The 22,724-nt window shown below is 66.8% G+C and carries 21 protein-coding genes; 15 read left to right on the plus strand and 6 right to left on the minus strand.

The features are described from left to right. Positions 1 to 164: 164 nt before the first annotated feature. Together Asi03nite_RS10690 and Asi03nite_RS10695 are read right to left on the minus strand one after the other, a co-directional pair. Positions 165 to 3,572, minus strand: coding sequence for a helicase-related protein (locus Asi03nite_RS10690; RefSeq protein ID WP_203678540.1), 3,408 nt, complete (start codon positions 3,570 to 3,572; stop codon positions 165 to 167). Then, on the minus strand, positions 3,551 to 7,594 hold the full coding sequence (locus tag Asi03nite_RS10695; protein ID WP_203678542.1) for a hypothetical protein: 4,044 nt from the start codon (positions 7,592 to 7,594) through the stop codon (positions 3,551 to 3,553). The genes Asi03nite_RS10690 and Asi03nite_RS10695 overlap by 22 nt, the downstream gene beginning before the upstream one ends. A gap of 877 nt (positions 7,595 to 8,471) precedes the next feature. Here Asi03nite_RS10695 and Asi03nite_RS10700 point away from each other — a divergent pair. The 3 genes from Asi03nite_RS10700 to Asi03nite_RS10710 all read left to right on the plus strand — a co-directional run bounded on the left by Asi03nite_RS10700 (position 8,472) and on the right by Asi03nite_RS10710 (position 10,914). Then, positions 8,472 to 8,816, plus strand: coding sequence for a hypothetical protein (locus Asi03nite_RS10700; protein ID WP_203678544.1), 345 nt, complete (start codon positions 8,472 to 8,474; stop codon positions 8,814 to 8,816). Further along, entirely contained in the window at positions 8,813 to 10,444 is a 1,632-nt protein-coding gene (locus Asi03nite_RS10705) for an alpha/beta hydrolase (RefSeq protein ID WP_239102592.1), read from the plus strand. Before Asi03nite_RS10700 ends, Asi03nite_RS10705 begins: the two co-directional genes overlap by 4 nt. Before the next feature lie 80 nt (positions 10,445 to 10,524). After that, positions 10,525 to 10,914, plus strand: coding sequence for a hypothetical protein (locus Asi03nite_RS10710; protein ID WP_239102593.1), 390 nt, complete (start codon positions 10,525 to 10,527; stop codon positions 10,912 to 10,914). Between the two features lie 14 nt (positions 10,915 to 10,928). Here the strand turns inward: Asi03nite_RS10710 and Asi03nite_RS10715 are convergent, their stop codons facing one another. After that, positions 10,929 to 11,117, minus strand: coding sequence for a hypothetical protein (locus Asi03nite_RS10715; protein WP_203678548.1), 189 nt, complete (start codon positions 11,115 to 11,117; stop codon positions 10,929 to 10,931). Positions 11,118 to 11,155: 38 nt separating this feature from the next. Continuing rightward, complete coding sequence (locus tag Asi03nite_RS38780; protein ID WP_307833994.1) at positions 11,156 to 11,599, minus strand: helix-turn-helix transcriptional regulator; 444 nt, start codon at positions 11,597 to 11,599, stop codon at positions 11,156 to 11,158. Positions 11,600 to 11,838: 239 nt separating this feature from the next. Between Asi03nite_RS38780 and Asi03nite_RS10725 the strand changes: the two genes are divergently transcribed. Further along, positions 11,839 to 12,069 (plus strand): GntR family transcriptional regulator, encoded by a 231-nt coding sequence (locus Asi03nite_RS10725; protein WP_203678550.1) that lies wholly within the window; start codon positions 11,839 to 11,841, stop codon positions 12,067 to 12,069. Between the two features lie 381 nt (positions 12,070 to 12,450). Here the strand turns inward: Asi03nite_RS10725 and Asi03nite_RS10730 are convergent, their stop codons facing one another. Continuing rightward, positions 12,451 to 13,116, minus strand: a complete 666-nt coding sequence (locus Asi03nite_RS10730) for a prepilin peptidase (RefSeq protein WP_203678552.1) — start codon at positions 13,114 to 13,116, stop codon at positions 12,451 to 12,453. 47 nt (positions 13,117 to 13,163) lie between these two features. Continuing rightward, entirely contained in the window at positions 13,164 to 14,318 is a 1,155-nt protein-coding gene (locus Asi03nite_RS10735; protein ID WP_307833995.1) for an SAM-dependent methyltransferase, read from the minus strand. A gap of 562 nt (positions 14,319 to 14,880) precedes the next feature. Here Asi03nite_RS10735 and Asi03nite_RS10740 point away from each other — a divergent pair. The 11 genes from Asi03nite_RS10740 (at position 14,881) to Asi03nite_RS10790 (ending at position 22,710) form a co-directional block, all read left to right on the plus strand. Beyond that, on the plus strand, positions 14,881 to 15,423 hold the full coding sequence (locus Asi03nite_RS10740; protein ID WP_239102594.1) for a hypothetical protein: 543 nt from the start codon (positions 14,881 to 14,883) through the stop codon (positions 15,421 to 15,423). Then, complete coding sequence (locus Asi03nite_RS10745; protein ID WP_203678553.1) at positions 15,417 to 16,322, plus strand: PKD domain-containing protein; 906 nt, start codon at positions 15,417 to 15,419, stop codon at positions 16,320 to 16,322. The genes Asi03nite_RS10740 and Asi03nite_RS10745 overlap by 7 nt, the downstream gene beginning before the upstream one ends. 167 nt (positions 16,323 to 16,489) lie before the next feature. Next, the gene (locus Asi03nite_RS10750; protein WP_203678554.1) at positions 16,490 to 17,083 is read left to right on the plus strand and encodes an SAF domain-containing protein; all 594 of its coding nucleotides are present in this window, start codon (positions 16,490 to 16,492) and stop codon (positions 17,081 to 17,083) included. Position 17,084: 1 nt separating this feature from the next. Further along, complete coding sequence (locus Asi03nite_RS10755; RefSeq protein WP_203678555.1) at positions 17,085 to 17,897, plus strand: hypothetical protein; 813 nt, start codon at positions 17,085 to 17,087, stop codon at positions 17,895 to 17,897. Between the two features lie 14 nt (positions 17,898 to 17,911). Beyond that, entirely contained in the window at positions 17,912 to 19,300 is a 1,389-nt protein-coding gene (locus Asi03nite_RS10760) for a TadA family conjugal transfer-associated ATPase (protein ID WP_203678729.1), read from the plus strand. After that, a complete protein-coding gene (locus tag Asi03nite_RS10765; RefSeq protein WP_203678560.1) occupies positions 19,288 to 20,190 on the plus strand; it encodes a type II secretion system F family protein in 903 nt (300 codons plus the stop codon). The genes Asi03nite_RS10760 and Asi03nite_RS10765 overlap by 13 nt, the downstream gene beginning before the upstream one ends. Next, the gene (locus tag Asi03nite_RS10770) at positions 20,187 to 21,080 is read left to right on the plus strand and encodes a type II secretion system F family protein (protein WP_203678564.1); all 894 of its coding nucleotides are present in this window, start codon (positions 20,187 to 20,189) and stop codon (positions 21,078 to 21,080) included. Before Asi03nite_RS10765 ends, Asi03nite_RS10770 begins: the two co-directional genes overlap by 4 nt. Positions 21,081 to 21,127: 47 nt before the next feature. Further along, positions 21,128 to 21,319 (plus strand): hypothetical protein, encoded by a 192-nt coding sequence (locus tag Asi03nite_RS10775; RefSeq protein WP_203678566.1) that lies wholly within the window; start codon positions 21,128 to 21,130, stop codon positions 21,317 to 21,319. 10 nt (positions 21,320 to 21,329) lie between these two features. Further along, positions 21,330 to 21,812 carry a TadE family protein gene (locus Asi03nite_RS10780; protein ID WP_203678731.1) on the plus strand — a complete coding sequence of 161 codons (483 nt, stop codon included), beginning with the start codon at positions 21,330 to 21,332 and terminating at the stop codon, positions 21,810 to 21,812. Then, positions 21,812 to 22,255 carry a TadE/TadG family type IV pilus assembly protein gene (locus tag Asi03nite_RS10785; RefSeq protein ID WP_239102607.1) on the plus strand — a complete coding sequence of 148 codons (444 nt, stop codon included), beginning with the start codon at positions 21,812 to 21,814 and terminating at the stop codon, positions 22,253 to 22,255. The genes Asi03nite_RS10780 and Asi03nite_RS10785 overlap by 1 nt, the downstream gene beginning before the upstream one ends. After that, entirely contained in the window at positions 22,252 to 22,710 is a 459-nt protein-coding gene (locus Asi03nite_RS10790) for a pilus assembly protein TadG-related protein (RefSeq protein WP_203678733.1), read from the plus strand. The genes Asi03nite_RS10785 and Asi03nite_RS10790 overlap by 4 nt, the downstream gene beginning before the upstream one ends. Positions 22,711 to 22,724 lie beyond the last annotated feature (14 nt).

The raw sequence follows: 22,724 nt of genomic DNA on the forward strand, positions 1-22,724 counted from the left end.
CCGTGTTCCGTTACTACGTCTCTTACGCATTCCAAGGACCGATGGGCCCAGCGCCACCAACATGGCATGACGGTGGAGCCGACAAAGGAGATATGACATGCGCCACCATCTTTACAGTCCCAAGCGGACCGCTACGCAGGATTAAAATCGCTCAGTGTATGAACTTATGCTGGTTGGATCGTGCACCAGGTGACGAGGTGGATGTCGGATAGTTCAATTACGGGGAGCACTGGGGGTGGTGCCGGTGGCTTCAAACCGTGCTGCTCGGCGAGACTGGCAAGCCGTTGCACCTTGCCGCGATCGTGGCCGGCCGCGTCGGTGAGGATCTGGCGGACGTCGCGTTGCACCCGCAGCGTGTACGGGGCGTTGAGCAGGGCTGCTAGCTCATCCTGCCGCTCGCCGAGGAACCGGCCGTGTTCGCGAACGAACGCGGATGCATCGCGCATCACGCGGGGTACCTGCGGTGCGAGGTTGGCCGGGTCAGTCTGGTACATCCACTGTCGGTGGATGTGTTCCTGCGCCGCTGTCCACGCGTCGAACGCCGCGTTGTACATGTGGTCGTCCAGGACGGCGGGAACCGTGTCAGTCTGAGGGTCGGCGTGAGCGAGGCACGCGAGGGTGTCGTCGATGACCAACGGCTGGCAGTCCGGTCCGCCGGTCTGCAGCGTCAGGTCCGAGTTGAGCGGCACATACCGGTACCAGGGTTTCGAGTGGTCTCCGATGCGGGCGCAAAACACGAATCCCGGGGTCGCGCCTTCACGGGTGAACCCGGTCCCTGCACCCCACGGCAGGTCGAGGACCCGTTGGCGAGTGGGCTGATCAGCGAACGCGTTGGCGAGTCTGCGCCGATATTCCTCACCGGACAGGGCGGCGTTACCACCGTCGGTGAACAGGGCCGCCTCTTGCCGGCGGATCCGGTCGATCTGGTCGCGGGTTTCCGACAGGTTCCGTTCGACGGGGTCGACGCCGGGTAGGACCTCGCCGATGCCGACGGACGCGGCGGCCTGCTTGAGTTTCCGTTGCAGCCGTTCTTCTAGCCTCAGGACACGGTCCAGGTCCTCATCGGGGAAGAAGCAACGCATGAACACTTCGGCATGCGGGGACCCGATCCGGTCGATACGGCCGTGGCGTTGCACGAGCCGCATTGGATTCCATGGCAGGTCGTAGTTGATGATGTGGCGGCCTTGCTGCAGGTTCACCCCTTCGGCGAGCACGTCGGTGGTGACGATCAGGTCGTACAGGTCGTCTTCGACGCCGGTGCCGGCGGTCTGCGGCGCGAACCCGGTGATGATGTCGGTGCGGTGGGCTCGGTCGGGGCCGGAGACGAGCGCTGTCCGGCCGCGGTAGGGGGCGAGCCGGTCGTCGGTGAGCAGGAGGGTCGCCAGCGCCTCGTTGATGTAGGCGGCGGTGTCGGCGAAGTAGGTGAAGATCAGGACCTTGCGTTTGTTGCGGGTGTCCTGCTCGCCGATGCCTTCGGCTTCTGCGTCATGGGCGATCGCCGCCAGGTCGTCGATGAGCGCGGTGATCTTCGGGTCGGTGGTGGCGTGCAGCGTCTGCACCCGCTGTCGGAGCTGTTCCAGCAGCGTTCGGTCCGCTTGCACCGCTTCCGACAGGGCTTGCACGTCGTAGTCAGCGGCGTCGGCGACCCCGTCGACGATGTCGTCGTCCAGGCCGGTCAGCCACTCACTGACGTCTTCGGTGTCGGATCCCGCCCAGTCGCGGAGCGCACCGCCGGTGAGGACCAGCCCGGAGCCGAGCGCGTCCAGGAACCGGTCGTGGGAGTTGATCATCTTCGTGATCGTGCATTCGAACGCGTATGCCGACGACTCGAACCGTTTCAGCAGTCCGGACCGCAGAAGGCCGGCGTTCTGCGCCTCGTACTGTTCGGTGTCGCCGTGCAGCAGGAACCTCGACGGCACGTACCGGGCCATGGTGAGCACTTCGCCGGGGTCGTCAAGCAGTACCCCGGCGGCGAGGCTGTCATTGAGGGATTCGTCGGTGACGTCCGCGCCCAATGCGACGGCAAGGTCGTCGAACACGCCGGGCAGCACCGCGTTGAGGTTGTAGTCGACGCGTACGACCCGGCACGTCGGGAAGGAGATCTCCCGTTCGACACCGTTGATGACGACCCGGTCTCCGACGTAGTGGTTACGGACGAACCGGCGGGTCCGTCGGACCGCCACCTCGTCGAGCACGTCGAACAGATGCTCCGGCGACAGATCGTCGGGATTCATCGCCATCGCCCGTTGGAAATAGGTACGCAGGCTCGGGATGCCAATGTAACTGAAGGCGGCGTCGTTGGTGGTGAAGTAGCCGATCAGGTTGTATAAGTCGGCGAGGGTGTTGTTGACCGGTGTCGCGGTCAGCAGCACCAGATCCTTGGGGACCGGTCCTTCCAGCACCCGCCGCAGCGCCTCTGCCCGCTGGGTCTTGTCGTTACGCATCGCGTGGGCTTCGTCGACGACCACGAGCGCGTACTCGTCCGGGTTCTGCAACGCGGCAGTTCGGGCTCCGGCGTCGTCGATGCCGGCGACCAGCTGTTCGTAGGAGACGACGTCGGCACGCAGGTTCCGTTCCCGTAGGAACGGCTCCCACGTGGAGTCCCGCAACGTCGCCGGCGCGATCACCAGCGCTTTCTGACGCCGTTCGATCGTCGCCTCATACAGCAGTTCACCGGCGAGGAACGTCTTGCCGAGACCGACCTCGTCAGCGATGATCACCCCTTTACGGCGGGCCAGGATCCGCTGCGCCCGCCACACCCCGTCCGCCTGGAACGCGGTCAGCCGCAGATGAGACCGGGGCGGCTGCTCGGCCTCCAGGTCCGTGCCGTACAGCTCGTACAACATCCGCAGAAACACGTCCCACGGTTGATGTGCCGTCCACCGCGCTTCGTACAAGGCGGCCAGATCGTACGGAACCGCGTCGTTCCAGTGCTCGTCGAACCAGCCGATCACCTGCGCAACGGTCGACGGCTGGTAATGACCGAGGTTCAGCTCCTTGTTCCGGGACAGGCCGGCGTAGGTGAAGTTCGACGAGCCTGCCACGACACCGGTGGCGTTCGTCGTGACGATGAACGCCTTCCCGTGCAGGAACGCCGACTCGTACCGGCGCACCTGCACCGTATCCGGGTTCGCCCGCAACCACGCGACCAGCCGGCGTGCCTGAACGTCGGCTTCGCGGGTGAACCCCAGCAAATCCCGGTCCTCTTCCAACGACCGGCGGTGACCCTCCAGCGCTCGCTGCACCTCAGGGGCTGGGCCGCGCTGGCGACGGCGGCGCGGCTCACTCAGCCGCCGAACAGCCGGCCGGTCCGCCGCCCTGGTCGGTTCCGCGCCGAGCAGCAGCCGTACACCGGCGACCTTCTCCAACTCGTCGGCGAGCAGGTTAAACCCACCCGGGTTGAAGTACGCCGTCGCGATAGCAACGTGCGGTGGAGACACCCACAGCGTGCGGATCCCGCCGAGCAGTGTGTTGATCGCCTCCGCAACCGTCTCCCCGGCCTCTGGCCGGTTGGTGGCGAATTCCGGGCGAGAGTGCGGAATGGGAGCTGTCACCGAGTCGCGGCCTTCCACGTGTCGTAGTGCTCAAGAACCCGCGTCAGGCGCGGTTGATAGTCCCAGCCCCGGTGGAACGTCGAGAAGATGTGTCCCACCTCGCCACGGTCCAGGCCGTACAGCAGTGCGACGACCGCATCGAGTTCGGCGATCAGGTCAGTTTTGGTTGCCTCATCGTTGGCCGAACCGACCGGCACTCCCACCCTGGCCGCCCAGGCGGCGTACCGGCCGTCCACCGCGGCGAGCCGGCCCGCGATCTCGATCACCCGTTCACTGAGTAGTGAGCCCGGCTTCGGGCGCGGGACGGGAAGCCCGTTGAATACGTGGAAGTTCATGTGCACCTCGGCGACGGTGCGAGCAACCCAGTCCAGGGGGATGCTGCACAGCACTCCCAGCAGGTATGCCTGGTCGCGTTCGTCGCCGCGGGCAAACAGCAGATAGGGGGCCGTGTTCTGCGCAACGACATTGGCGGGCACCAGTGCGGCGCGGACGGTACGCGTGTCGAGCGCGCGGCTGATGTCACGGAACATGATCCGTGGGTGCAGGCACGGGAGAGTGCTGGGATCGCGGATGACGTCCTTGTCGATCTCGGAGAACGCCGACTTGGACAACCTTGACTGCCGCACTCGCCGGGCCCGCAGCTCCTGGGTAACGTGTTCGGGGTCAGCCCAGCCGAAGTAGATACCGGTGTCGGGTTCCCAGATGTCGAACGACGCACCCTTGTACACCGGCCAGCCGACAGGATTCGCCAAGTCGACGGAGAAGTGCCCCTTCTTCCGGTCAGCGGTCGCATGGAATTCGGCCGTCGGCCGGGCACGCCAAGTCCCGTCAGGGATGCCCAAACGCGGCTGCAGGCGCATCTTGACGAAAATTGATGTGGCCTGCACATCAGGAAGAGCCGGGAACGCAGCGGAGTCTGACCACGCAAGAAAGTCGGCTGTTTCGATTGCCGTGCCGGACAGTCGCCTAGCCTGGTACTCCGCCAGAGACGCGAACGGCCCCCGCAGAAACAGCGAACCGACGTGCTCGGGCCCCTTACGGATAGCGATGAGCCCGATGGTGTACTGCGGGTGCACTTCGTCGAACACCCATTTCCGGTTGTTCACCAGCAGGGTCACATCAGTGAACGTGCCCTCAGCGAGCACAGCCTCCCGCCAGGGCGCGCTGCCAGCCGCGGCGAGCGCACTGCGCGGAAGGACAACCCCGACAATCCCGTCCGGGCGCAGGGTCTGCCAGACTCGCCACGTGAATGCCTTGTAGAGGTCCGGGTCACCGGTCCCCATGCCCGGGAACGGGCCCCGCAGCAATGCGTCACGCAACTGGTCAGTCCGAGTGATCTGTTTCTCGTACATGGCGACCAGATCAGGACGCTCGGCTTCCAGCTCGATGATTCGGGCGTTCTGCTCCTTCTGTGCCAGACCCCGGAGACCCGGATACCGCAGCGCCCAAAACGCCAGCCGTTCGACCGTGATTTCTTCCCACGGCGGGTTGCCGAGCAGCACGTCGAAACCGGGCCGGTCGCGCAGGAACACCTCCGGGAACAAGTAAGGCAGGTGTGACACCTTGAGGTCACTAAGCACTGCGTGGACATCCTCACGGGCCGCGGCCTGGATTGCGTCGGCCGGGCCGTTGGGCAATCCGATGAGTCCGAGCCGGACCGCAACGGCAGCGTCGAAGAGCGCTTTCGCGTCAGCGGCCGCCGCCATTGCAGCTGCGAACGCGCGAGCGGCTTCACGAACCTCGGCCTTGGTCGCCTCCGCGGTACGGGCGACCCGCGACAGCCGGTCCCGGGCTGAAGCGAGGGCGGTCTCGATTCCGTCGGAGAAGATGCTCATCTGGCCGGGCGCTCGCTGCGGCTCGAGGATGTCGAACACCTCGTCGACTGTGCCGATACCGGTGAGGCTGTTCCCGACAACCAGGTTGTGGTCGAGGCTGCTCATCGGCAGGCCGGGAACGAACGTGTGGATCCAGATCGCTAGCCGGGCCAGTTCGACGGCGATCAGATTCAGGTCGAGCCCGTAGACGCACCGCCGGGCGATCTGCCGGCGGAGCAAGCTCGATGGTTCCACCTCGATGCCTGGGGCGCTGTCCGCCAGAGCGGTACGGGCGACCTCCGCGAGACGAGCGAGTTCGTCGGCAACCGCCGGGATGGTGTTCGTGGCGAGGAAGGTACTGAACCGGGCTTCGATCCGGTCGATAGCCGCGACGAGGAAATGCGCGGAGCCCATGGCCAGGTCCGCGATACGGAAGTCGAAGAACTTCTCAGCAGCGGCTGCATCGTCGCCCGCGTCCAGCAGAGCCCGGACGGCGGCGAGGTGCCCGGTGATGGCCGGCTCCAGCGCGGTGTCGAGCAGGTGCTCGACCGCGAACGCCTTGGTGAAGTAGGAGCCGGTGGACTTACGAGCGCCAGATGCGTTGTGGAAATACACCTCCCCGGCCCGCACGACGACCTCGTCACCGGTCTTGGCCGGCAGGTAAGCGCCGGTCTTCCGATCGACGGTCAGATCACCGGTCGCGAACGACAACGACGATTCCAGTAGGCCCTCGTAGATGGTGCCGAACTCACGGACCGACAACGATCGGAAGTCGACTGGGCCGCGTGTGCCGTCCTCGCCGGTGTCGATCAGCAGGGCTCGCAGGGCAGGCCCGATGTCGGTGTTGGATAGACGCATGGCGGCGATCGCCTGCCCGGACGGGTGGGCGTCGTCGGCGGCGAACAGACCGCCGTTGTAGGCGGGCACCGACCATTCGGCGTTGCCGTCGTCGACGGCCCGCCAGACGGCCAGCAGATCGTCCCACCGGTCGGTCGCGGAGGGGTCGAAGGTTAAGTCCGGTGTCTCGGCGAGTTCCCGGGCGAGAGTTTTGAGCGCCTTGCGGGTGTAACGAGGGTTGCGCTGGTACGGCAGCAGGCCCCGATCCTCGGCGTAGGAGACGAACAACAGCCGGAACAGGATGATCAAGGTGCGGTGGTACGCCTCGTCGAGGTCGGCGTCGGTGGCCGCGTCCATCTGCGCGGCGACGGCCTTGGCCAGGTCGGGAACGACCTCGACGTAGACTCGTTCCCGCAGCCGCTGGCCGAGCGCTGCCGCATGGTCGGTGGACGCAGCCAGAATCTGCTGCGTGCTACCGCCTTCGATGAGAGCACCGGCTCCGCATATCAGCGGCAGGTAGGCGGCCTCGTCGTCAGACAGCAGCGCGAGGTCGAGTTCGACGAACGTCTCCGCGTGGCCTTTACGGCCCACGCCGACATCCGGCTTCGTAGGGTAAAGCCTGATCTGGCTTCCATGAGTGCTCAGCAGCCAGGGCAAGCCTTGCTGTTGGGCGATGCTCTGACCGAGCGCAACGGGAGACACCGCCCCGAACCGGGCGCTGGGCCGGTCGAACATCTCCAAGTCGTCGAGCAGCACCGCGACGGCCCGGTTGGTGCCGCCCGCGGCCAGCACATGCGCGGTGGACCCGTGCGGGGTGATCGTGTAGCCGAGGCTGCGGATGAGATTTGCACCACGGTCACGGAGCATGCCCACGCCGAGCATGCGGGCGTTGTTCCAGTCAGCGCGCATCGGTACGCCGGTACGCAGCTCGTGGGAGGCGAATAGGCCGGAGTTGGTGAGCCCGGCGACCAGGTTGTCCTTCTGACTGGCAAGCAGCCGGTGCAGGGTTCGTTCTGCGGTGACCGCATCCCCGGCGGCAAGAGCGGCGGCGCAGATCCGTTCGACCTGAGAGAGGTTTAGGTCGGCGATCACTGCGGGGTCGTCCTTGGTCCCGCAGACAGCCGCCTGCCAGGCCCCGTTCTGAAGGTAGGCGACGACCAGCACGACCGGGGCCGCGCGGCGGTTCCACCGCAGGGACCACAGGCGGCGGACATCGTCCACGCGGGGGCGGGCATCGGCTGCGGCGACGGCAATCTCGAGGGCGTCCTGGCCGGGGGCTATAAGAACCCGGTCCGGAGTCAATGAGGCGGGCGTGCCGGTAGGCCGGGTCCAGGGAATTTCGGTTGCGTCCGAGTCGCCGAGAAATTGATCTATGGTGACGTCGGGCATACCGAGCACAACTCACTTCCATTGTGGACTGTCTCCGTGCGCAACCGCGGGGCGAGTCCAGCAGGAGGCGAATCCGATATCCAAGGGGTGCAGCCAAGCTGCGGGCCACAGGTTACGCGATCATGCCCAGTTTCGATACCCGAGCATCGCTCACATTGACCGCATTAGACCGCTAAAGGCAAGTAGACACCTTTGCGCATTGCGTCCGATGAGCAGCTATTAACGCTGCTCGCAACGCCACACCACCAAGGAGCAGTCACTAGAAGTACGCTTGCTGCGGCTGCCGAGTGAGCAAAAACGATGTGCCGGGCCGAGGTCGTACGCCTGAAGGCACGGCATGCACGGCTCGCGGGAATGCTCACGTCCTGCAGCGCCGGCTTCGTCGAACAGACCGCCTGCGACGTACTTAACAACAGCCCACCCAGGCCATCCACCGGGTGCAGCAGACCCGTACAGACCCCTTGGATGTTCCGTACGGCCGTCCGCGCTCGGCCTCCTGGCGGGCTTCGCCCCCCGGCATCGGCCGGCGCGCCGGCCACTTCGGTATTCAGGGCCGTAACGATCGCTGAGCGTGGCAAACTCCGACGATGGTTCCAGCGATCGCTGCCGCACCGCTTCGCGGCTTGCCGCCAAAAGCGGTGTTCGTGGCGCTGTTCGGCGCGCGAGTGCTAGTTCAAGCAGCGTGGGCGCGACCACTCATGGGGCCGAGCAGCGCCCCCGCACGACAACCAAGTCCGACCCGATTCCGCTGTCACGCTCGGTCCGGCGATGTGCACGAGCCAGAAGCCTTTGAAGACGTGGCCGTTGATCAGGGCGAACCAGAGAGGCCGACGGGACGTAGTCTCCTGTATAGGCATCGACGACGGGGAGTTTCTGGATGCGACCGGACGTGGAGATTGACGTTGAGGGTTTGAGGCGTACAGGTACTCAGGTGCAGGACTCATCAGCCTCGGTCCGTGACATCGTCGCCAAGGAGAGAACGCAGCTCACCGTTGCAGGCGTCGCCGCGCAGTGGGCTGCGGGTCCGGTGATCGGGAAGCAGGCCGACAGTTGGTCGGTGTATCTGCAAGATTTGGCCGAGCGGATTCGTCTGTGCGGCGCTGGCATGATCGGCGCTGCCATCACCTATCAGCTCACCGATCAGGAGTCCGCCGACTCGATCACGGCCATTCTTCCGACGCCGCGGTCGTACCACGGGCCGCACATGGGTGCCGCCGAATGAGCGGCATCACCCTGCAGCTGCTGGCCGACACGAACGCGAGCAGTTTCACGCAGGCGTCCGATGCCTGGGGGCGGATGGCCGCCCAACTGGACGCCAGCCGGGATCAGCTCATCACCGCAACGCACTACCTACCGGCGGTCTGGCCGACCGGCGATGCCGCTCAGGACAAGGTTGCCGCGCTGCAAACGGAGCTGGGTGACACCCACGAGCCGTGCCTGAAGATCAGCCGAGCCCTGCGCACCCACGCCGACACCATCCTCAGCCTGCAATCCATGCTCGCCGACATCCAGCGCGAGTGTGCCGCGGAAGGACTCGCCGTTGACCTGGCCACCGGCACTGTTTCGTCGAAGGACCAACTGGCCGACACGGCGCAGGCGGCCAGAGTGGCTGGTCTAGTGTCGAGTTACAACCGCGAGCTGGGCGAGCTGCTGACCCGGGCGAACTCGCTGAACTCGGAGACCGTCGAAGCTCTCGGCCAACTGCCGCCGGCGCCAGGCTCCGGGAAGACGGGGCCGAAACTCACCGCGGATGATCTGGCTGCGATGAAGGGCAAGACCCCTGCGCAGGTCCACGACTGGTGGCAGAGCCTTACCCGGGGACAGCAGGACCAGGCCATCCATGACTTCCCGCGGGTGGTGGGCTGGATGGACGGGGTGCCCTCGCTCGATCGGGATAAGGCGAATCGCATCGGGCTGGCTCAGGAGAAGCAGTATCTACAGGATCGGCTGGGAACCACGCTTACCTGGACCGAGCGGGCGGTGGTGGATTCTCAACTCGAACACCTCGTTGGTATCGAGCAGGCCCTGGGCCGGCTGGGTGAACGCGGCCTGCTGCTCGGCTTCGACGAGACGGCCTACAACGACGACGGCAAAGTGATCATCGCTATGGGCAACCCGGACACAGCGCGCAACACCGGTGTTTGGGTACCGGGCCTCAGCACCACCTTGGGCAGCACAGCAGGGAACGTCGATCGGATAGTCGACATGAACATAGCGGCCGACAAACTCACCCGCTACCAGACCGACGATGTCTCAACCGTCTACTGGCTCGGCTACGACGCTCCCGACGTTGACAACCTCTCCGTGCTCGGGAACGCGCGCTCCGTGGCCGGCCGGGACCCATACCTGAATTTCATGCAAAGCCTGCGGATCACCCATGAAAGCGACGTCGGTCACTTGGTGGCGATGGGCCACTCGTACGGCTCCACCGTCGTTGGCGAGGCAGCGAAGACGGGCAGCCTTCCGGTCGACGACATCGTCGTAGCCGGCAGCCCCGGGATGCATGTCGACTCGGCGAGTCAGCTCATGAACGACCCACGGCACGTCTGGGCTGGCGCCTCCGACAGCGATCCGGTCGCGCGTGCTGGTGCATGGTTGGATTCCAACAACGAGGTGATGGACAGCTCGCCGTTGATCGAGTTCGCGGAGAACAAGGCCGATGCCACGCACGGTCTGGCGCCCAGCGACTCAACCTTCGGCGGCAACGTGTGGAAGGCGGACACCCCCGGCCACACCCACTATTGGGACAACGGCAGCGAGAGCCTGAACAACCAGGCTCGCGTCCTCGCCGGCGCCTACAACAAGGTCACCTTCGCCGACAGCGGTCAGGTTCCGGAGGACTGGCGATGACTATTCGTAGCAGGGTTCAGGCAGCGGTCCTCTTGCTAGCCGCTTCGGCGCTGCTCCTTTCCAGTTGCTCAGGAGACGACGTGCAAACCAGGTCCGAGAACGACGTGAAGACTAAGGTTCAGCAGCACGCGGAGAGGATCGCCTCGCTCGTGGGCAACCCGCTGGTCAACCCAAGCCTGACCTCCCGCGGGTGCACAGGCCGAGGAGGCGAGACCAGCGACAAGATCTTCACCGTGCAGGGTGCCTATAACGTCGACCCGCCGCAGAAGGACCAGCACCTCGCATCGCTGGACAGGGTCAAGGCCGACTGGGTGGCCAAGGGCTATACGATCACCGACGACCGCACGGTCGGCCCGGATGACGGTGTGGTCGCGGCCAAGACCCCGGACGGCTACGACCTGGACATCGAGCGCGCCATCCCGGACGGCTTCGCGATTCTCATCCACTCGCCCTGCTTTGAGCGGCCCTAATTGCACGTCCTCAGCTATGCAGAGGACCGCTGGTTAAGGAACTCGGCCAGCAAAATCCATAGCTCGGGCTCCATCCCGAGGTCGGGATGCGGCCCGGCGGCGAGCAGGGACAGCAGATGCTCGGCGGCATGGGCTGAATTGCGCAGGCTGATACCACGCAACTGATTCAGTAACAGGCTCAGGGCCCCGGGCGAAGTCCGCACCCGGTGAAATGTCCAGCGCCGCGTCCGCGCCCGCCCATTCATCGGATGCCGTCCGCGGTGTCGGTGTGCACCTGAGCAGGACGATACGGCCCTTCTGAACCTGCAGCATGTCCGTTGTTACCGAGGAACAGGCAAAGTAATTTCGCGAGCGCGTCGACCTGCTCCTCTTCAAGGAAGACATGACTCCGCTCGGCGAGATGGTCAGCGACCCGTTCGGCCGACTGCCGGGCAGCGTGCTTGCTGCCATGACCAGCGATTCCGCACGATGACTGACCCGTCTGCCGTCTACGGATCCATTCCTCGACCTCATGCGCCCACCAGACACGCCCCATCGTCAACTCCTGGAAGGGCACCGGGAAGTCGTCACGATCGGCCAGCTGCTGGATCCGCTGCCGCGACAGCCCAAGCCGGACCGCAATCTCCCGAGCCCCTACCAACCGCAGAATGCCGCTCAGCGAAGCGTCTGCACGCGAGCGCTTCACCGTGCACGCCTACAGTCCGCAGTAGCCGCCTGCCTCGGAGTTGTCCTTTCTCCTAGCCCATAGTCATACCGTCTGGCCGGATGCAACACGGCGATACGAAACCTGCTCACGTTCCGTAGCACGTTGTCGGTGGCCGCCATCTGAATCCCCTTCATCGCTCACGCGCGGTCGATCACCTGACCATAGGCAATTATGCAGTAGTGGACAAGTGGCAATTTTGCACATGATCCACTTATGGAGTGGAGGAGGAATTCCGGCTGCCGCCGACATACAAAGAGGTCGCCGAGCTGATCCGTGCCGAGATCGACAAGGGGACATGGCCCTACGGCACGCAGCTCCCTTCGGCTTCGGAGCTGTCGGACATGTACGGAACCTCTATCACCACGATCCACCGAGCCATGAAGATCTTGATAGATGCCGGGGATGTGATCGGACGCCAGGGCCGAGGTCGGTTCGTCACTCGGCGCTGACGAGCGGAATCGGCTTCCGACGTGTCCGTTCATGGACCAGCGTGGTAGGCCTGCGTCACAGTGAAGGCAGTAGCGCCCCCGAACCCGACTGAATCAACCTACGGCTAAGTACGTGCAGAACGCGCCCACGTCGGAGACGCGCCGGGACACGGCGACGAACCCGGTCATGAACAGGCTCAACGAGACCGCCACCGAGACATGGTAGGCCGGGATGCCCGGCAATCCCAGTGACCGCGCAATGCACGGCAGTCCTGTGAAAGCGCCGAGCACCCGCACCGGCGCAAGGGTCTTCCGACGTTCGTGACGCAGCGCTGACGACATGTTGAGACCTGCGGATCTCGCAGGTGCTCGCACGGATGAACGTCCTCAGGCTCCGGTCTATCAGATGTTCAGGCCGATCGCCAGAAGCCACCCGATGAGCAAGGCCGGTCCGAATGGTACGGCGATCTGACGGTTCCCCGTACTCCAGATCGAGACGATGCCGACAAGCGCCTGGATGATTACAGCGGTGACGAGGCCCCGCACGGCGGTTGACGGACCGAACCATCCGAGCGACATCGCTACCGCCCCAGCAAGGTTCACGTCTCCGAGGCCGAGTTGTCCGGGAAACCCGATTGCCGTAACGAGTGCCAGCATGGTCACGACGGCTCCGGCGATCACGGCCTCGACGAAGCGGCGGGGTTCACCGCCGGCCAGGGACTCCGCCGCGAAGCCGGTGATGAATGCGAACCAGAGCACGCTTGTCAGCACATGGGGCAGCCGTCGCTGTCGTAGATCGATGATCAGGAGTACGACGGCAACTACCGCGAAGAGCCAGTACGCCGGAAGGACAGGTGACAGCGGCACGGCGGCACATACGAACCCGGCGGTGGCCGCCGTCAAGGCCGCTACCAGTGCGACCGCGGAGAAAGTCGCGGGTTCTCCCCGCCACCACCGGCGGGACAGGCGGATCGGTCCTTCGGGACTGGCCGCGTAGGCGAGCGCGGCGGCGGGGACACCTGCCGCTCCGGCGGCCAGTCCGGCGGCGAGCACGGTCGAGACCTCCATGGCGCGCCCTCGCTACTTGCCCCGGCGCTGGAGCCCGGCACGTCGGATCACGAGTCGACCACCCGCCCGACGGCACCGTGGATGGCAACGTCTTCGATGGCCGGCCGCGGTTGAGGTGCTTCTTCGGCCCACCACTGCGAAACGGACTGGATGCCGGGCTCGACCAGGTCGAGGCCGCTCAGTAAGGCCGCTAGTTCGTCACGCGAGCGGGCTCGGAAGCGACCGTCGCGGTTGGGCATTTGGAGCTTGGGCAGCATCTTTACGGGAACATAGTCGAAGGTGGAGTGTGACACCACAACCCAGCTGCCCGGGGGTAGTGCTTCAATGAGCGCGGCGACGATGCCCTTCGGGTCTTCATCGTCGCGGATGAAGTGCAGAACTGCCACGAGCAACAGGCCTACGGGTTGTGAGAAGTCCAGCGTGCTGAGGAGTTGTGGGTTAGCGAGGATGCTGCTCGGCTGGCGAAGGTCCGCGTCGATGTAGGCGGTCTTTCCCTCGGGCGCGCTGGTGAGCAGTGCGCGGGCATGCGAGAGGACGATCGGGTCGTTGTCGACGTACACGACTCGTGCCGTGGGATCGACGGCCTGTGCGACCTCGTGTGTGTTCGGGGAAGTCGGGATGCCGGTGCCAATATCCAGGAACTGGTTGATGCCCTGGTGGGCCAGGAACTCGACGGCGCGCTGAAGGAACCCCCGGTTCTCCATTGCGGCGAGCCTGACGGTCGGCATCACCGCCTCGATTTCGTGTGCGGACTCGCGGTCCGCAGCGAAGTTGTCCTTCCCGCCGAGCAGGTAGTCGTAGCGCCGCGCGGGATGCGGCACGGTCGGATCTATCGCGGCGGCGCGCTCCTGGAGATCCTCGATCGACATTCCGAACCGCCGTTCCTCAGCTTGGATCTTGTCGGGGTTGGTCAGGCCTTCGAATTCATCTACGAGACGTAGGGCGGTTCTGCCCAGGTCCGTTAGCACCCAAGCCTTCCTCCGCGTGTCCGGTAGTGGTCGCTGCTCGATCAGGCTCTTGTCACGAAGTGCGCGCAACTCCGTGCTTATGGTGCCGTCCCCGGGTGAGTGCCCCTTCTGCTTGATCAGGCCGTCCCGGATATCGGCGTACCGGGTAGGACCGGCACTGATAACGCGCAGGATCGGCACATGCCAGACGCGAGTAAGGGTCTCCTTGATCAGATCCTGAAGAGCGAGCGTCACGAACGATCCCATCCCCCGCATGAGGCCTGCGCTGTTCGTGGCCGACGGCCACCGTACGCAGCACCTCTCCAGCACTAGGCAACATGATACATAGCTCACGATAGATGGGACGTTGTCCGGGTAGGGCGCCTCCACTGCCTCTTCGCCGATTTCGATCATGATGCGATGCATCTGTCCAGGTAGGGAGGCATCGCTACGGCGCCCGCCCCGGCAGTTAGAAAGGCGCCGACACCGCTGGAAACGTTGGCGGCGCCGTCCTTTCGATCGGACTCGCGGCCAGCTCGACGTCCCGCACCGAGCATTCCCACCGAGGGCAGCCTGCCGCGTTTCACCTTGCGGCAAATACATCGGTCGGAATGCGCATTCTTCGCGACGCTTCAGGCGAAGCGCATTTCAAACGCTGTAGCGGACTACCGGAGCTATGCGGTAGACCAGACGACGCAGATCAATCTGAAGATCGGCATGTGCAGTCGACGACGAGGGTGAAGCGTTCGCCTGTCCTGACGACCGCACTGCTGCGGATCTCAAGTACGTTCCGGTGACAAGTTGGGAGGCACCCGCGGTGATCGCCCGCCCGGTAATGGTCGGTTTGACCGCAACGTTCGTGCTCCTCACGACCGGATGCGGCTCCGAGAAGCCGGCCGACAGTCCGATAAGGCAACCATCACCAACTCGTTCGGTGGCTGCATCCCCCGAGTCAGCCGGCGAGAGCGCTGCGCTTGCCGCCTACCGCGGCATGTGGGCTTCGTTCGTGGAAGCTGCTACGACGTCCGATCCGGAATTCGCGGGCTTACGCGAGCACGCCGCCGGCCAAGCATTACGCCTGATCACCAGCTCTCTCTACACGGATCACGACCAGAAGAGGGTGACGAAGGGTGACCTCACGCTGAATCCCAAGGTGACGTTGATGAAGCCGCCGGATGCGCCTACCGAGGTAACGATCGTGGACTGCGTCGACTCGACCAAGTGGCTGAAGTACAAGGTCAACGGCGGGCTCGCGGACGACGAGCCGGGCGGCAGGCATCGGAACACCGCCACGGTGAAGAACACGAACGGCACCTGGAGGGTCGAGTCGTTCACCTTGGAGGAATCAGGAACATGCTAGGAAGACGAGCCTTCGTCCTTCTCACGGCCATCACTTGCGGCGCCGTGGCATCCGGCTTCATATCAACACCCGTTCATGCAGGTGACGGCGTTGGCGGAGTGGTATGCACGAGGAGCGACACGCGGCCGGGGTGCGACGTACACGTCGGTCTTCCGCATAGGCCCGGCAGCGGCGAAGAGGGAGACAACGGCGGCCAGGACGGCGACGGCAAGTGCCACGATCCATCGGGCAAGGAGATCCCGTGCGAGCGTGACGGAGGTTGGGCCGGGTCGGACGGCTGCTACTACAAGCCAGTCGACCTATCCCCCGAGCTGATCGGCAACCTCGGTGGCCAGCCGGACGGCGAAGGCGGCTGGTACCAGCAGGTTTGTTACGGGCCGGACGGCCAGGCGAACACCGGTTTCGGTGGCCCCGTGTGGATCGCCGGTGCGGCCCCCGTGGTGTCGCCGGAGGTACTAGCTCGTCAAGCGCGGTCGAAGCTGGAGTTGCCCGAGGTCGTGATCGAGTTGAACCCGCCGGGTGACCAGCTGCGGTATCTCCCAGTCTGGATGGCGCTGGATCGCCGTTCGTGGACCACCGAGTCGGCGACGGCTTCCGTCCCAGGGGTAAGCGTTACCGCGACTGCGCGGCCGGTGAAGGTGACGTGGTCAATGGGGGACGGTTCGGACGTGACCTGTGCCGGTCCGGGCACGCCGTGGACTCCTGGCATCGATCCGGAGAAGCCCTCACCTGACTGCGGCCACACCTATCGAGCGCCCGGTGTCTTCACTGTGACCGCCACGGTGGAGTGGGAGGTGACCTGGGCTGGAGCAGGACAGTCCGGCACGGTGCCGGGGCTCACCACGACCGGCCAGGTACAGGCTCGCGTACAGGAGTCGAAGACCCTCATCAATCGCTAACCAGCGAGTTCATTCAGTCGTAGCAGCCGCTTCGGGGGAGGACGTTGGTCATGGCGCTTGGTTCCGTGCGCCCAAAAACAGGTTCGGACGATCGTCCGGCGGCTGCCGCGCCGCGTGCGGGGCGCGGCCCGTGGCGGGCGGCCCGGCGTCGCCGCAGGCTGCCGTTCGTGGTGTTGGGTTCGCTGCTGGTCATCGTGTGTGTCCTGGCGTACGCCTGGGGCACGGTCCGGCTCGGCGATCGGATTCAGGTTCTCGCGGTCGCGCGGCCGGTCGCGGCGGGGCAGAGCATCACCGCCGCGGACCTCACCCAGGTTTCGGCCGCTGAGGATCCCGAGGTGTTGCTCATCCCGGTCGTCCAGGCCGATGAGGTGATCGGCCGTACGGCGGTGGTGCCTCTGGTGGCCGGCACGCTGCTGACTCCGTCATTGATCGGTGATGCGGCGTTTCCGCCCGCGGGGAAAGTCACCGCGTCGCTGGCCCTCAAGCCCGGCCAGTACCCGCAGGGTTTGACCAGGGGGGCGAAGGTGGCGGTGTTCGTCTCAGCGGCCGGCACGGGGGCAGATGGCCGGGCAGCCTCGGCGGCCAAGGCCACGGCGGCGCCGACCCGGCTGCGGGCCGTGGTGCTCGGCGTGGACCTCTCTGGCGACGGCCAGGGTTCCACGGTGGTCACGCTCCTGCTGGACGCCTCGGACGGGCCGCGGCTGGCCGCTGCTCCGGAGGGCGCGGTGGTGCTGATGCAGACCGCGCCGGGAGGTAACTGAGATGCCGTTGCTGACCGTGACCTATATCAAGGGCCGTCCCGGCGCGACCACGACCGCGCTCGGGCTGGCGGCGTCAGCCCCGGCCGACGCCCGAGCCACGGTGGTGGAGTGCGATCCGGCCGGCGGGGATCTGATGCGCCGCCTCGATCTGGCCGCTACTCCGAGTCTGGTGGACGTGGCTGCCGCCGCACGCGGTGCCGCCGATGCGGATACCGCCTTCGCCTCCGGGGTGCAGCCGGTGACCGTGGGCGATGTGGTGGTGCCGGTGGTGGCGGCTCCGGCCGGTGGGGCGCAGACCCGGGCCGCGCTGCCGGAGCTGGCCGGGACCGGCCGGGCGGTGCTGATGGCCTCCGACCGGCTTGTGGTGGCCGACTGCGGACGGCTGTCTGCCGGGTCGGCGGCGTGGCCGGTGCTGCGGCTGGCCGATGTGGTGCTGGTGATGGTGCGTGCCCGCGCGGACGAGCTGGCTCATCTGCGGGAGGCGCTGGCGGAGCTGGTGGATGTCGGGACGGGTCGGCTGGTGGTGGTGCTCGCCGCTGGAGGCGTGTACCCAGCCGGCGAGGTCGCGCACGTGCTGCGAACCCACGTGTCGGAGGAGCTCGCGCGTGACCCCGGCGCGGTGGAGGTGCTGGGCCCGTTGCCGGAGGACCGGAAGGGGGCGGCGGTGCTGGGCGGGGAGTTGCTGGCCGGGAGCCGGTGGCGGCGGCTTCCGCTGATGCGTGCGTACGCCCGCGTGCTCGACGACCTTGCTGCCGGTCTGACGGTTGCGTTGCCTGCCAGTCCCGACCCGATTTGTGAGGAGGCCCTTGGATGACTTCACCACTTGCGATGAACGGGCACCGCCCCGCGGGGGTGCTGCAACCGGCTGGCGAGGTCAGTGAGATCACGGTGGTCCGGCGTATCCGCCGGGATGTGGCCGAGCGGCTTACCCGCGTCACCCGTGCTCACGAGGCCGAGACCGGTACGCCGATGTCGGCCGTCGAGCAGCAGGAAGCAACGAAGAGCCTGATCACTGAGGCGTTGGACGCGTTTGCCACGGAGGAGATGCGCGCCGGCCGGCCGCCGCTGCGTCCCGAGGTCGAGTCGCGGGTGTCGCGGGCGGTGGCGGACATGCTGCTGGGGGCCGGTGGTCTTCAGCCGCTGCTGGCCGACGAGAGTATCGAGGGCATTACCGCCAACGGCTGTGATCGGGTCTTCGTGCGCTATGCCGACGGCACCCGTAAACGGGTCGGCCCGATCGCCGACTCGGACGCGGAGATGGTGGCGCTGATCAGGCGACTCGCCGCCGACGCCGGCCGCGCTGAAGCCGACGGCGAAGGCGCGGAGGAACGACGCTGGGACCGGGCATCGCCAGAGCTGAATCTCCAGCTGCCGGACGGTTCCCGCCTGCACGCGATCATGTCGGTGACCCGGCGCCCGGCGCTCTCCATCCGCCGGCACCGCTACGTCAGCGTCACCCTGACGGAACTGGAGCAGCTCGCCACCCTCAACCCGGCGCTGCGCAGCCTGCTGACAGCCGCGGTGCGAGCCAGGCTCAACGTTCTCGTGGCCGGGCAGACCGGCGCGGGCAAGACCACCATGCTCCGGGCCCTCGCCTCCGTGATCCCACCGGACGAGCGGATCGTCACGATCGAGGACACCTACGAGCTCGCCCTGGACGCGAACGAGGATCTACACCCCGACGTGGTGCCGATGCAGGCGCGGGAGGCCAACGTCGAGGGTGCGGGCGCCTTCACCATGTCGCAGCTGTTCCGGTCGGGTCTACGGATGTCGCCGGACCGCGTCATCGTCGGCGAGGTCCGGGGCAACGAGGTCATCCCCATGCTCAACGCCATGAGCCAAGGCAACGACGGCTCCCTCGGCACCATTCACGCCTCCTCATCGGCCGGCGTGTTCAAGAAGCTGGTGCTCTACGCGGCACAGGCCGGGTTGGACCCGGCCACCACAAATCTCCTGGTCGCGGGGTCAGTGCACCTGATCGTGCATCTCGCGCTGGCCGACACCGGCCGCCGGGTCGTGACCTCGGTCCGGGAGGTGATCGACAGCGACGGAACCGGGGTCTCCTCCAACGAGATCTTCCGGCCCGGCCCGGACGGGTGGGCGGTACCCGGTGCGCCGCCCTCAACCGCACTGGTACAGGCGCTTGCGGCGGCCGGGTTCGACCCCTGGCTGATCAATCAGGCCCGGTCCGCACCACGTGGCGGGTGGTCGTCATGACCATGACGGTGCCCCTGGCCGCGCTGCTGGGGCTAGGAACCGCGTTCGGGCTGGTGCTGGTAGGGATCGGACATTCCGGCCGTCAGGATGGCCCCGCAGAACTCGATGCACCTTCATGGTGGTCGAGGCTCACCTCCAACCGTGCACCGATCGACCGGCGGCGGCTCGGGTCGTGCGTGGCCGCGGCGCTGGTCGTGGCGGTGCTGACCCGCTGGCCGGTCGCCGCCGGGCTGGCGGCCGTGGGGGCATGGGTACTTCCGGCGGTCATCGGCCCGGACCGCGACCATGCCCGCCGGGTGGCCCGGATCGAGGCCATCGCCACCTGGACGGAGTCGCTGCGCGACAACCTGTCCGGCGCGGCCGGGCTGGAACAGGCCATCGCCGCCAGCGCGATCGAGGCCCCGGAGCGGATCCGCGACGAGGTGACCCGCCTGGCGACCCGGCTGCGGCGAAGCTGGCGGCTGACCGATGCGCTGCGCGCGTTCGCCGCCGAGCTGGCCGACCCGACCGCTGACCTAGTCGTCGCCGGGCTGCTGATGGCGGCGCGCGGCAGCGCCGGGCAGCTCGGCGAGGTACTGGGCGAGCTGGCGGATTCGGCACGGGCGAAAGTCGCTTCCCGGCAGCGCATCGCGGCCGGACGCAAACGCAATCGCACCTCCGCGCGGGTGATCGTCGGCGCGACCCTGACCATGGCTGGCGTACTCACTCTGCTCAACCGAGGCTATCTGGCGCCGTTCGACCCCTCATTCGGGCAACTCATGCTGCTGGCGTCCGGGGCCTGCTTCGCTTTCGCGTTCTGGTGGCTTGCCCGGCTCATGCGCGACCGCGACACCACGCGGGTGCTCGCGGGTGTGGCCGCACCGTCGGAGACGGAGTTGGTGCGGTCATGACCGGGATGGTGCTGTTGGCCGGGCTCGGCACCGGCCTGGGATTATGGCTGATCATCATCGGCTGGTTCCCCCGGCCGCCGCGCCTGGACAAGGCCCTCGACGCCCCACAGATGATGTCTCTGGCCGCCGAGACGAGGGACGCGCCGTCCGGGTGGACCGGGCGGTGGGGCCGTCCGGCGGTGCGGTGGCTTCGGGCGACCGGGCTGCCGGTGGCCAGTACCCGCCGCGACCTCGCGGCGCTGGACAAGCCAGTCGACGTGCACCTGGCCGAGCAAGCGACTGCCACCGTGGTGGGGTTGCTGCTGTCTCCGGCTGCCGCGACGCTGCTCGGCTGCGCGGGCATCGCCACCGGCGCAACGATGCCGGTCTTTGCGTCGCTGGTTCTCGGCGCGGCCGGGTTCCTGGCGCCCGAGCTGTCCGTACGGACGGACGCGGCCAAGTACCGGGCGGCCTTCCGCGACGCGCTGTCCTCGTTCCTGGATCTGGTGGTGATCAGCCTCGCGTCCGGCGCCGGGGTGGACCAGGCCCTCGACGACGCCGCGAAGGTCGGTTCCGGGCCGGCGTACACCGAGCTGCGCTACGCCCTCGCGGAGGCGCGGCTGGCCCGGGTGCCGCCGTGGGAGGTGCTCGGCGCGCTGGGGCGGCGGGTCACCGTCGCGGAATTGCAACAGCTCGCCGCGACCGTCGGGCTCGCGGGCACCGAGGGTGCCCGCGTCCGGGCGTCACTGCGCTCACGGGCGGTGGCGCTGCGGGACCGGCAGCTCACCGATGCCGAAGGCGAGGCGAACGCCGCGACCGAACGCATGGCGCTGCCCATCGTGTTCCTCTTCGCCGGATTCCTGATCTTCCTCGGCTATCCGGCGATGGCGGCCGTGATGACCGGTCTCTAGAAGTCCGGCGACGAACCCGATCGTCGTCTCTGCGAAGGAGGGAAGAAGTGACGGCTCTACTGACCTACATTGCCGCCGAGATGCGGCACCGCTGGCAGGTGGTGCGCGCCACCAAGGACGGCGGCTACACCACGGAGGCCGTGGTGGCGACGGCCGTGCTGGTCACCCTGGCGATCCTGGCCATCGGGATCATTTACTCCAAGGTGTCCGGCAAGGCCAACAACATCAACCTCGGCTGAGGCCGTGCTGATGACCGCTGTACGGACCCGCCGTGCCGAGCGCCCATCGAAGACAGCGGTCGGCACGGTGGGATGGCTGCGAGCCCGGTGGCGGCGGGCCGCCGCCCGCCCGGATGAGGGCGCGGCGACGGCGGAGCTGACTGTCGGGATGCCGCTGCTGCTGTTCATGATCATGATGATTTTCCAGGCGGGAGTGTGGATGCACGCGACCCACGTCGCGCAGGCCGCCGCGAGCCGGGCCGCGAACACCGCCGCCGCCTACCAGTCGAGTGCCGGGGCCGGCCAAGGCGCAGGCAGCGACGCCCTCACTGCAATCGGCAGCGGCGTACTGAGGAATCCCTCGGTGTCGGTGACCCGAACCGCCACTGAGGTTCGCGTCGAGGTTCGCGGCCGGGCCGCGACCGTGGTCCCTGGCATGAGTTGGGGTGTGCGGGCTGTTGTTGTGCGTCCGGTGGAGCGATGGGTCACAGATCCGGGGGCCGGTGCCTCATGATGCGACTTCGCCGCGCAGTCGCCGCTCGATTCCGGCAGGTAGCCGCTGCACCCGACGCTGGGTCCAGCACTGCGCAGTTGACGTTGGCAACGCCTCTGTTGGTCGCGATCCTGTTGTTCGTCGTGATGTGCGGCCGACTCGTTTCCGCACAGATCGATGTGCAGGTTGCCGCCAGCAGCGGTGCCCGGTCTGCGTCGCTGCTCGGTCATGGTGGCGGCATCGCCGAGGCTGAACGAAATGCTCGTGCGACGCTCGCCGCCCACGGCGCGACCTGCCGCCGGGCCAGAGTTTCGGTCTCCGGCGACCAGCGGCCTGGCGGCTCGGTAACCGTCCGGGTCTCGTGCCGCGTCAGACTGTCGGACTTGGTCATGCTCGGTATCCCCGGCAGTCGGACGGTGGAGGCGAGTGCGACCTCGCCGGTGGACAGGTGGGCGGGATCATGATCCGGAGGCTGCATGTCGTAGCGGCCTGGGTTCGCCGCCGTGCCGGGGGGCGGGATGCCGGACACGTCACTGCCTTCGCGTTGCTGTTCAGCGTCGCCTTGTTCGCTGTCGCGGGTCTCGTCCTGGATTTCGGTTTCGCGCTGTCGGTGAAGGTGGCCGCGCTCGACACCGCGCAGGCCGCAGCCCGTGCCGGAGCGCAACAGCTCGACCTGTTCCTGTACCGCACGCAGGGCCGGGCCCAGCTCGACCCGGGTCGAGCGGCGTCGGCGGCTCGGTCGTGGCTCGCTCGTGCTGGCGTCGTCGGCGAGGCGTCCGCCACGACCACCACCGTCACCGTGACCGTGCGCCGCACGAGCCGCACCCAGCTCCTGCAACTGGTCGGGGTGCGAAGCCTGCGGGTCTCGGCTACCGCGACCGCGGTCGCGGTGCAGGGCATCAACGGCCCCAACGCCTAGAGCCCTTTCGAGGA

The sequence above is a fragment of the Actinoplanes siamensis genome, assembly GCF_016862395.1.
Classification (GTDB): domain Bacteria; phylum Actinomycetota; class Actinomycetes; order Mycobacteriales; family Micromonosporaceae; genus Actinoplanes; species Actinoplanes siamensis.

Bases quoted from the DNA above. Each gene is read 5' to 3' on its own strand.
- Asi03nite_RS10785 (WP_239102607.1), top strand. From the start codon at position 21,812: ATGCGACTTCGCCGCGCAGTCGCCGCTCGATTCCGGCAGGTAGCCGCT.
- Asi03nite_RS10745 (WP_203678553.1), top strand. From the start codon at position 15,417: ATGCTAGGAAGACGAGCCTTCGTCCTTCTCACGGCCATCACTTGCGGC.
- Asi03nite_RS10780 (WP_203678731.1), top strand. From the start codon at position 21,330: ATGACCGCTGTACGGACCCGCCGTGCCGAGCGCCCATCGAAGACAGCG.
- Asi03nite_RS10705 (WP_239102592.1), top strand. From the start codon at position 8,813: ATGAGCGGCATCACCCTGCAGCTGCTGGCCGACACGAACGCGAGCAGT.
- Asi03nite_RS10770 (WP_203678564.1), top strand. From the start codon at position 20,187: ATGACCGGGATGGTGCTGTTGGCCGGGCTCGGCACCGGCCTGGGATTA.
- Asi03nite_RS10790 (WP_203678733.1), top strand. From the start codon at position 22,252: ATGATCCGGAGGCTGCATGTCGTAGCGGCCTGGGTTCGCCGCCGTGCC.
- Asi03nite_RS10760 (WP_203678729.1), top strand. From the start codon at position 17,912: ATGAACGGGCACCGCCCCGCGGGGGTGCTGCAACCGGCTGGCGAGGTC.
- Asi03nite_RS10730 (WP_203678552.1), bottom strand. From the start codon at position 13,116: ATGGAGGTCTCGACCGTGCTCGCCGCCGGACTGGCCGCCGGAGCGGCA.
- Asi03nite_RS10755 (WP_203678555.1), top strand. From the start codon at position 17,085: ATGCCGTTGCTGACCGTGACCTATATCAAGGGCCGTCCCGGCGCGACC.
- Asi03nite_RS10695 (WP_203678542.1), bottom strand. From the start codon at position 7,594: ATGCCCGACGTCACCATAGATCAATTTCTCGGCGACTCGGACGCAACC.
- Asi03nite_RS10700 (WP_203678544.1), top strand. From the start codon at position 8,472: ATGCGACCGGACGTGGAGATTGACGTTGAGGGTTTGAGGCGTACAGGT.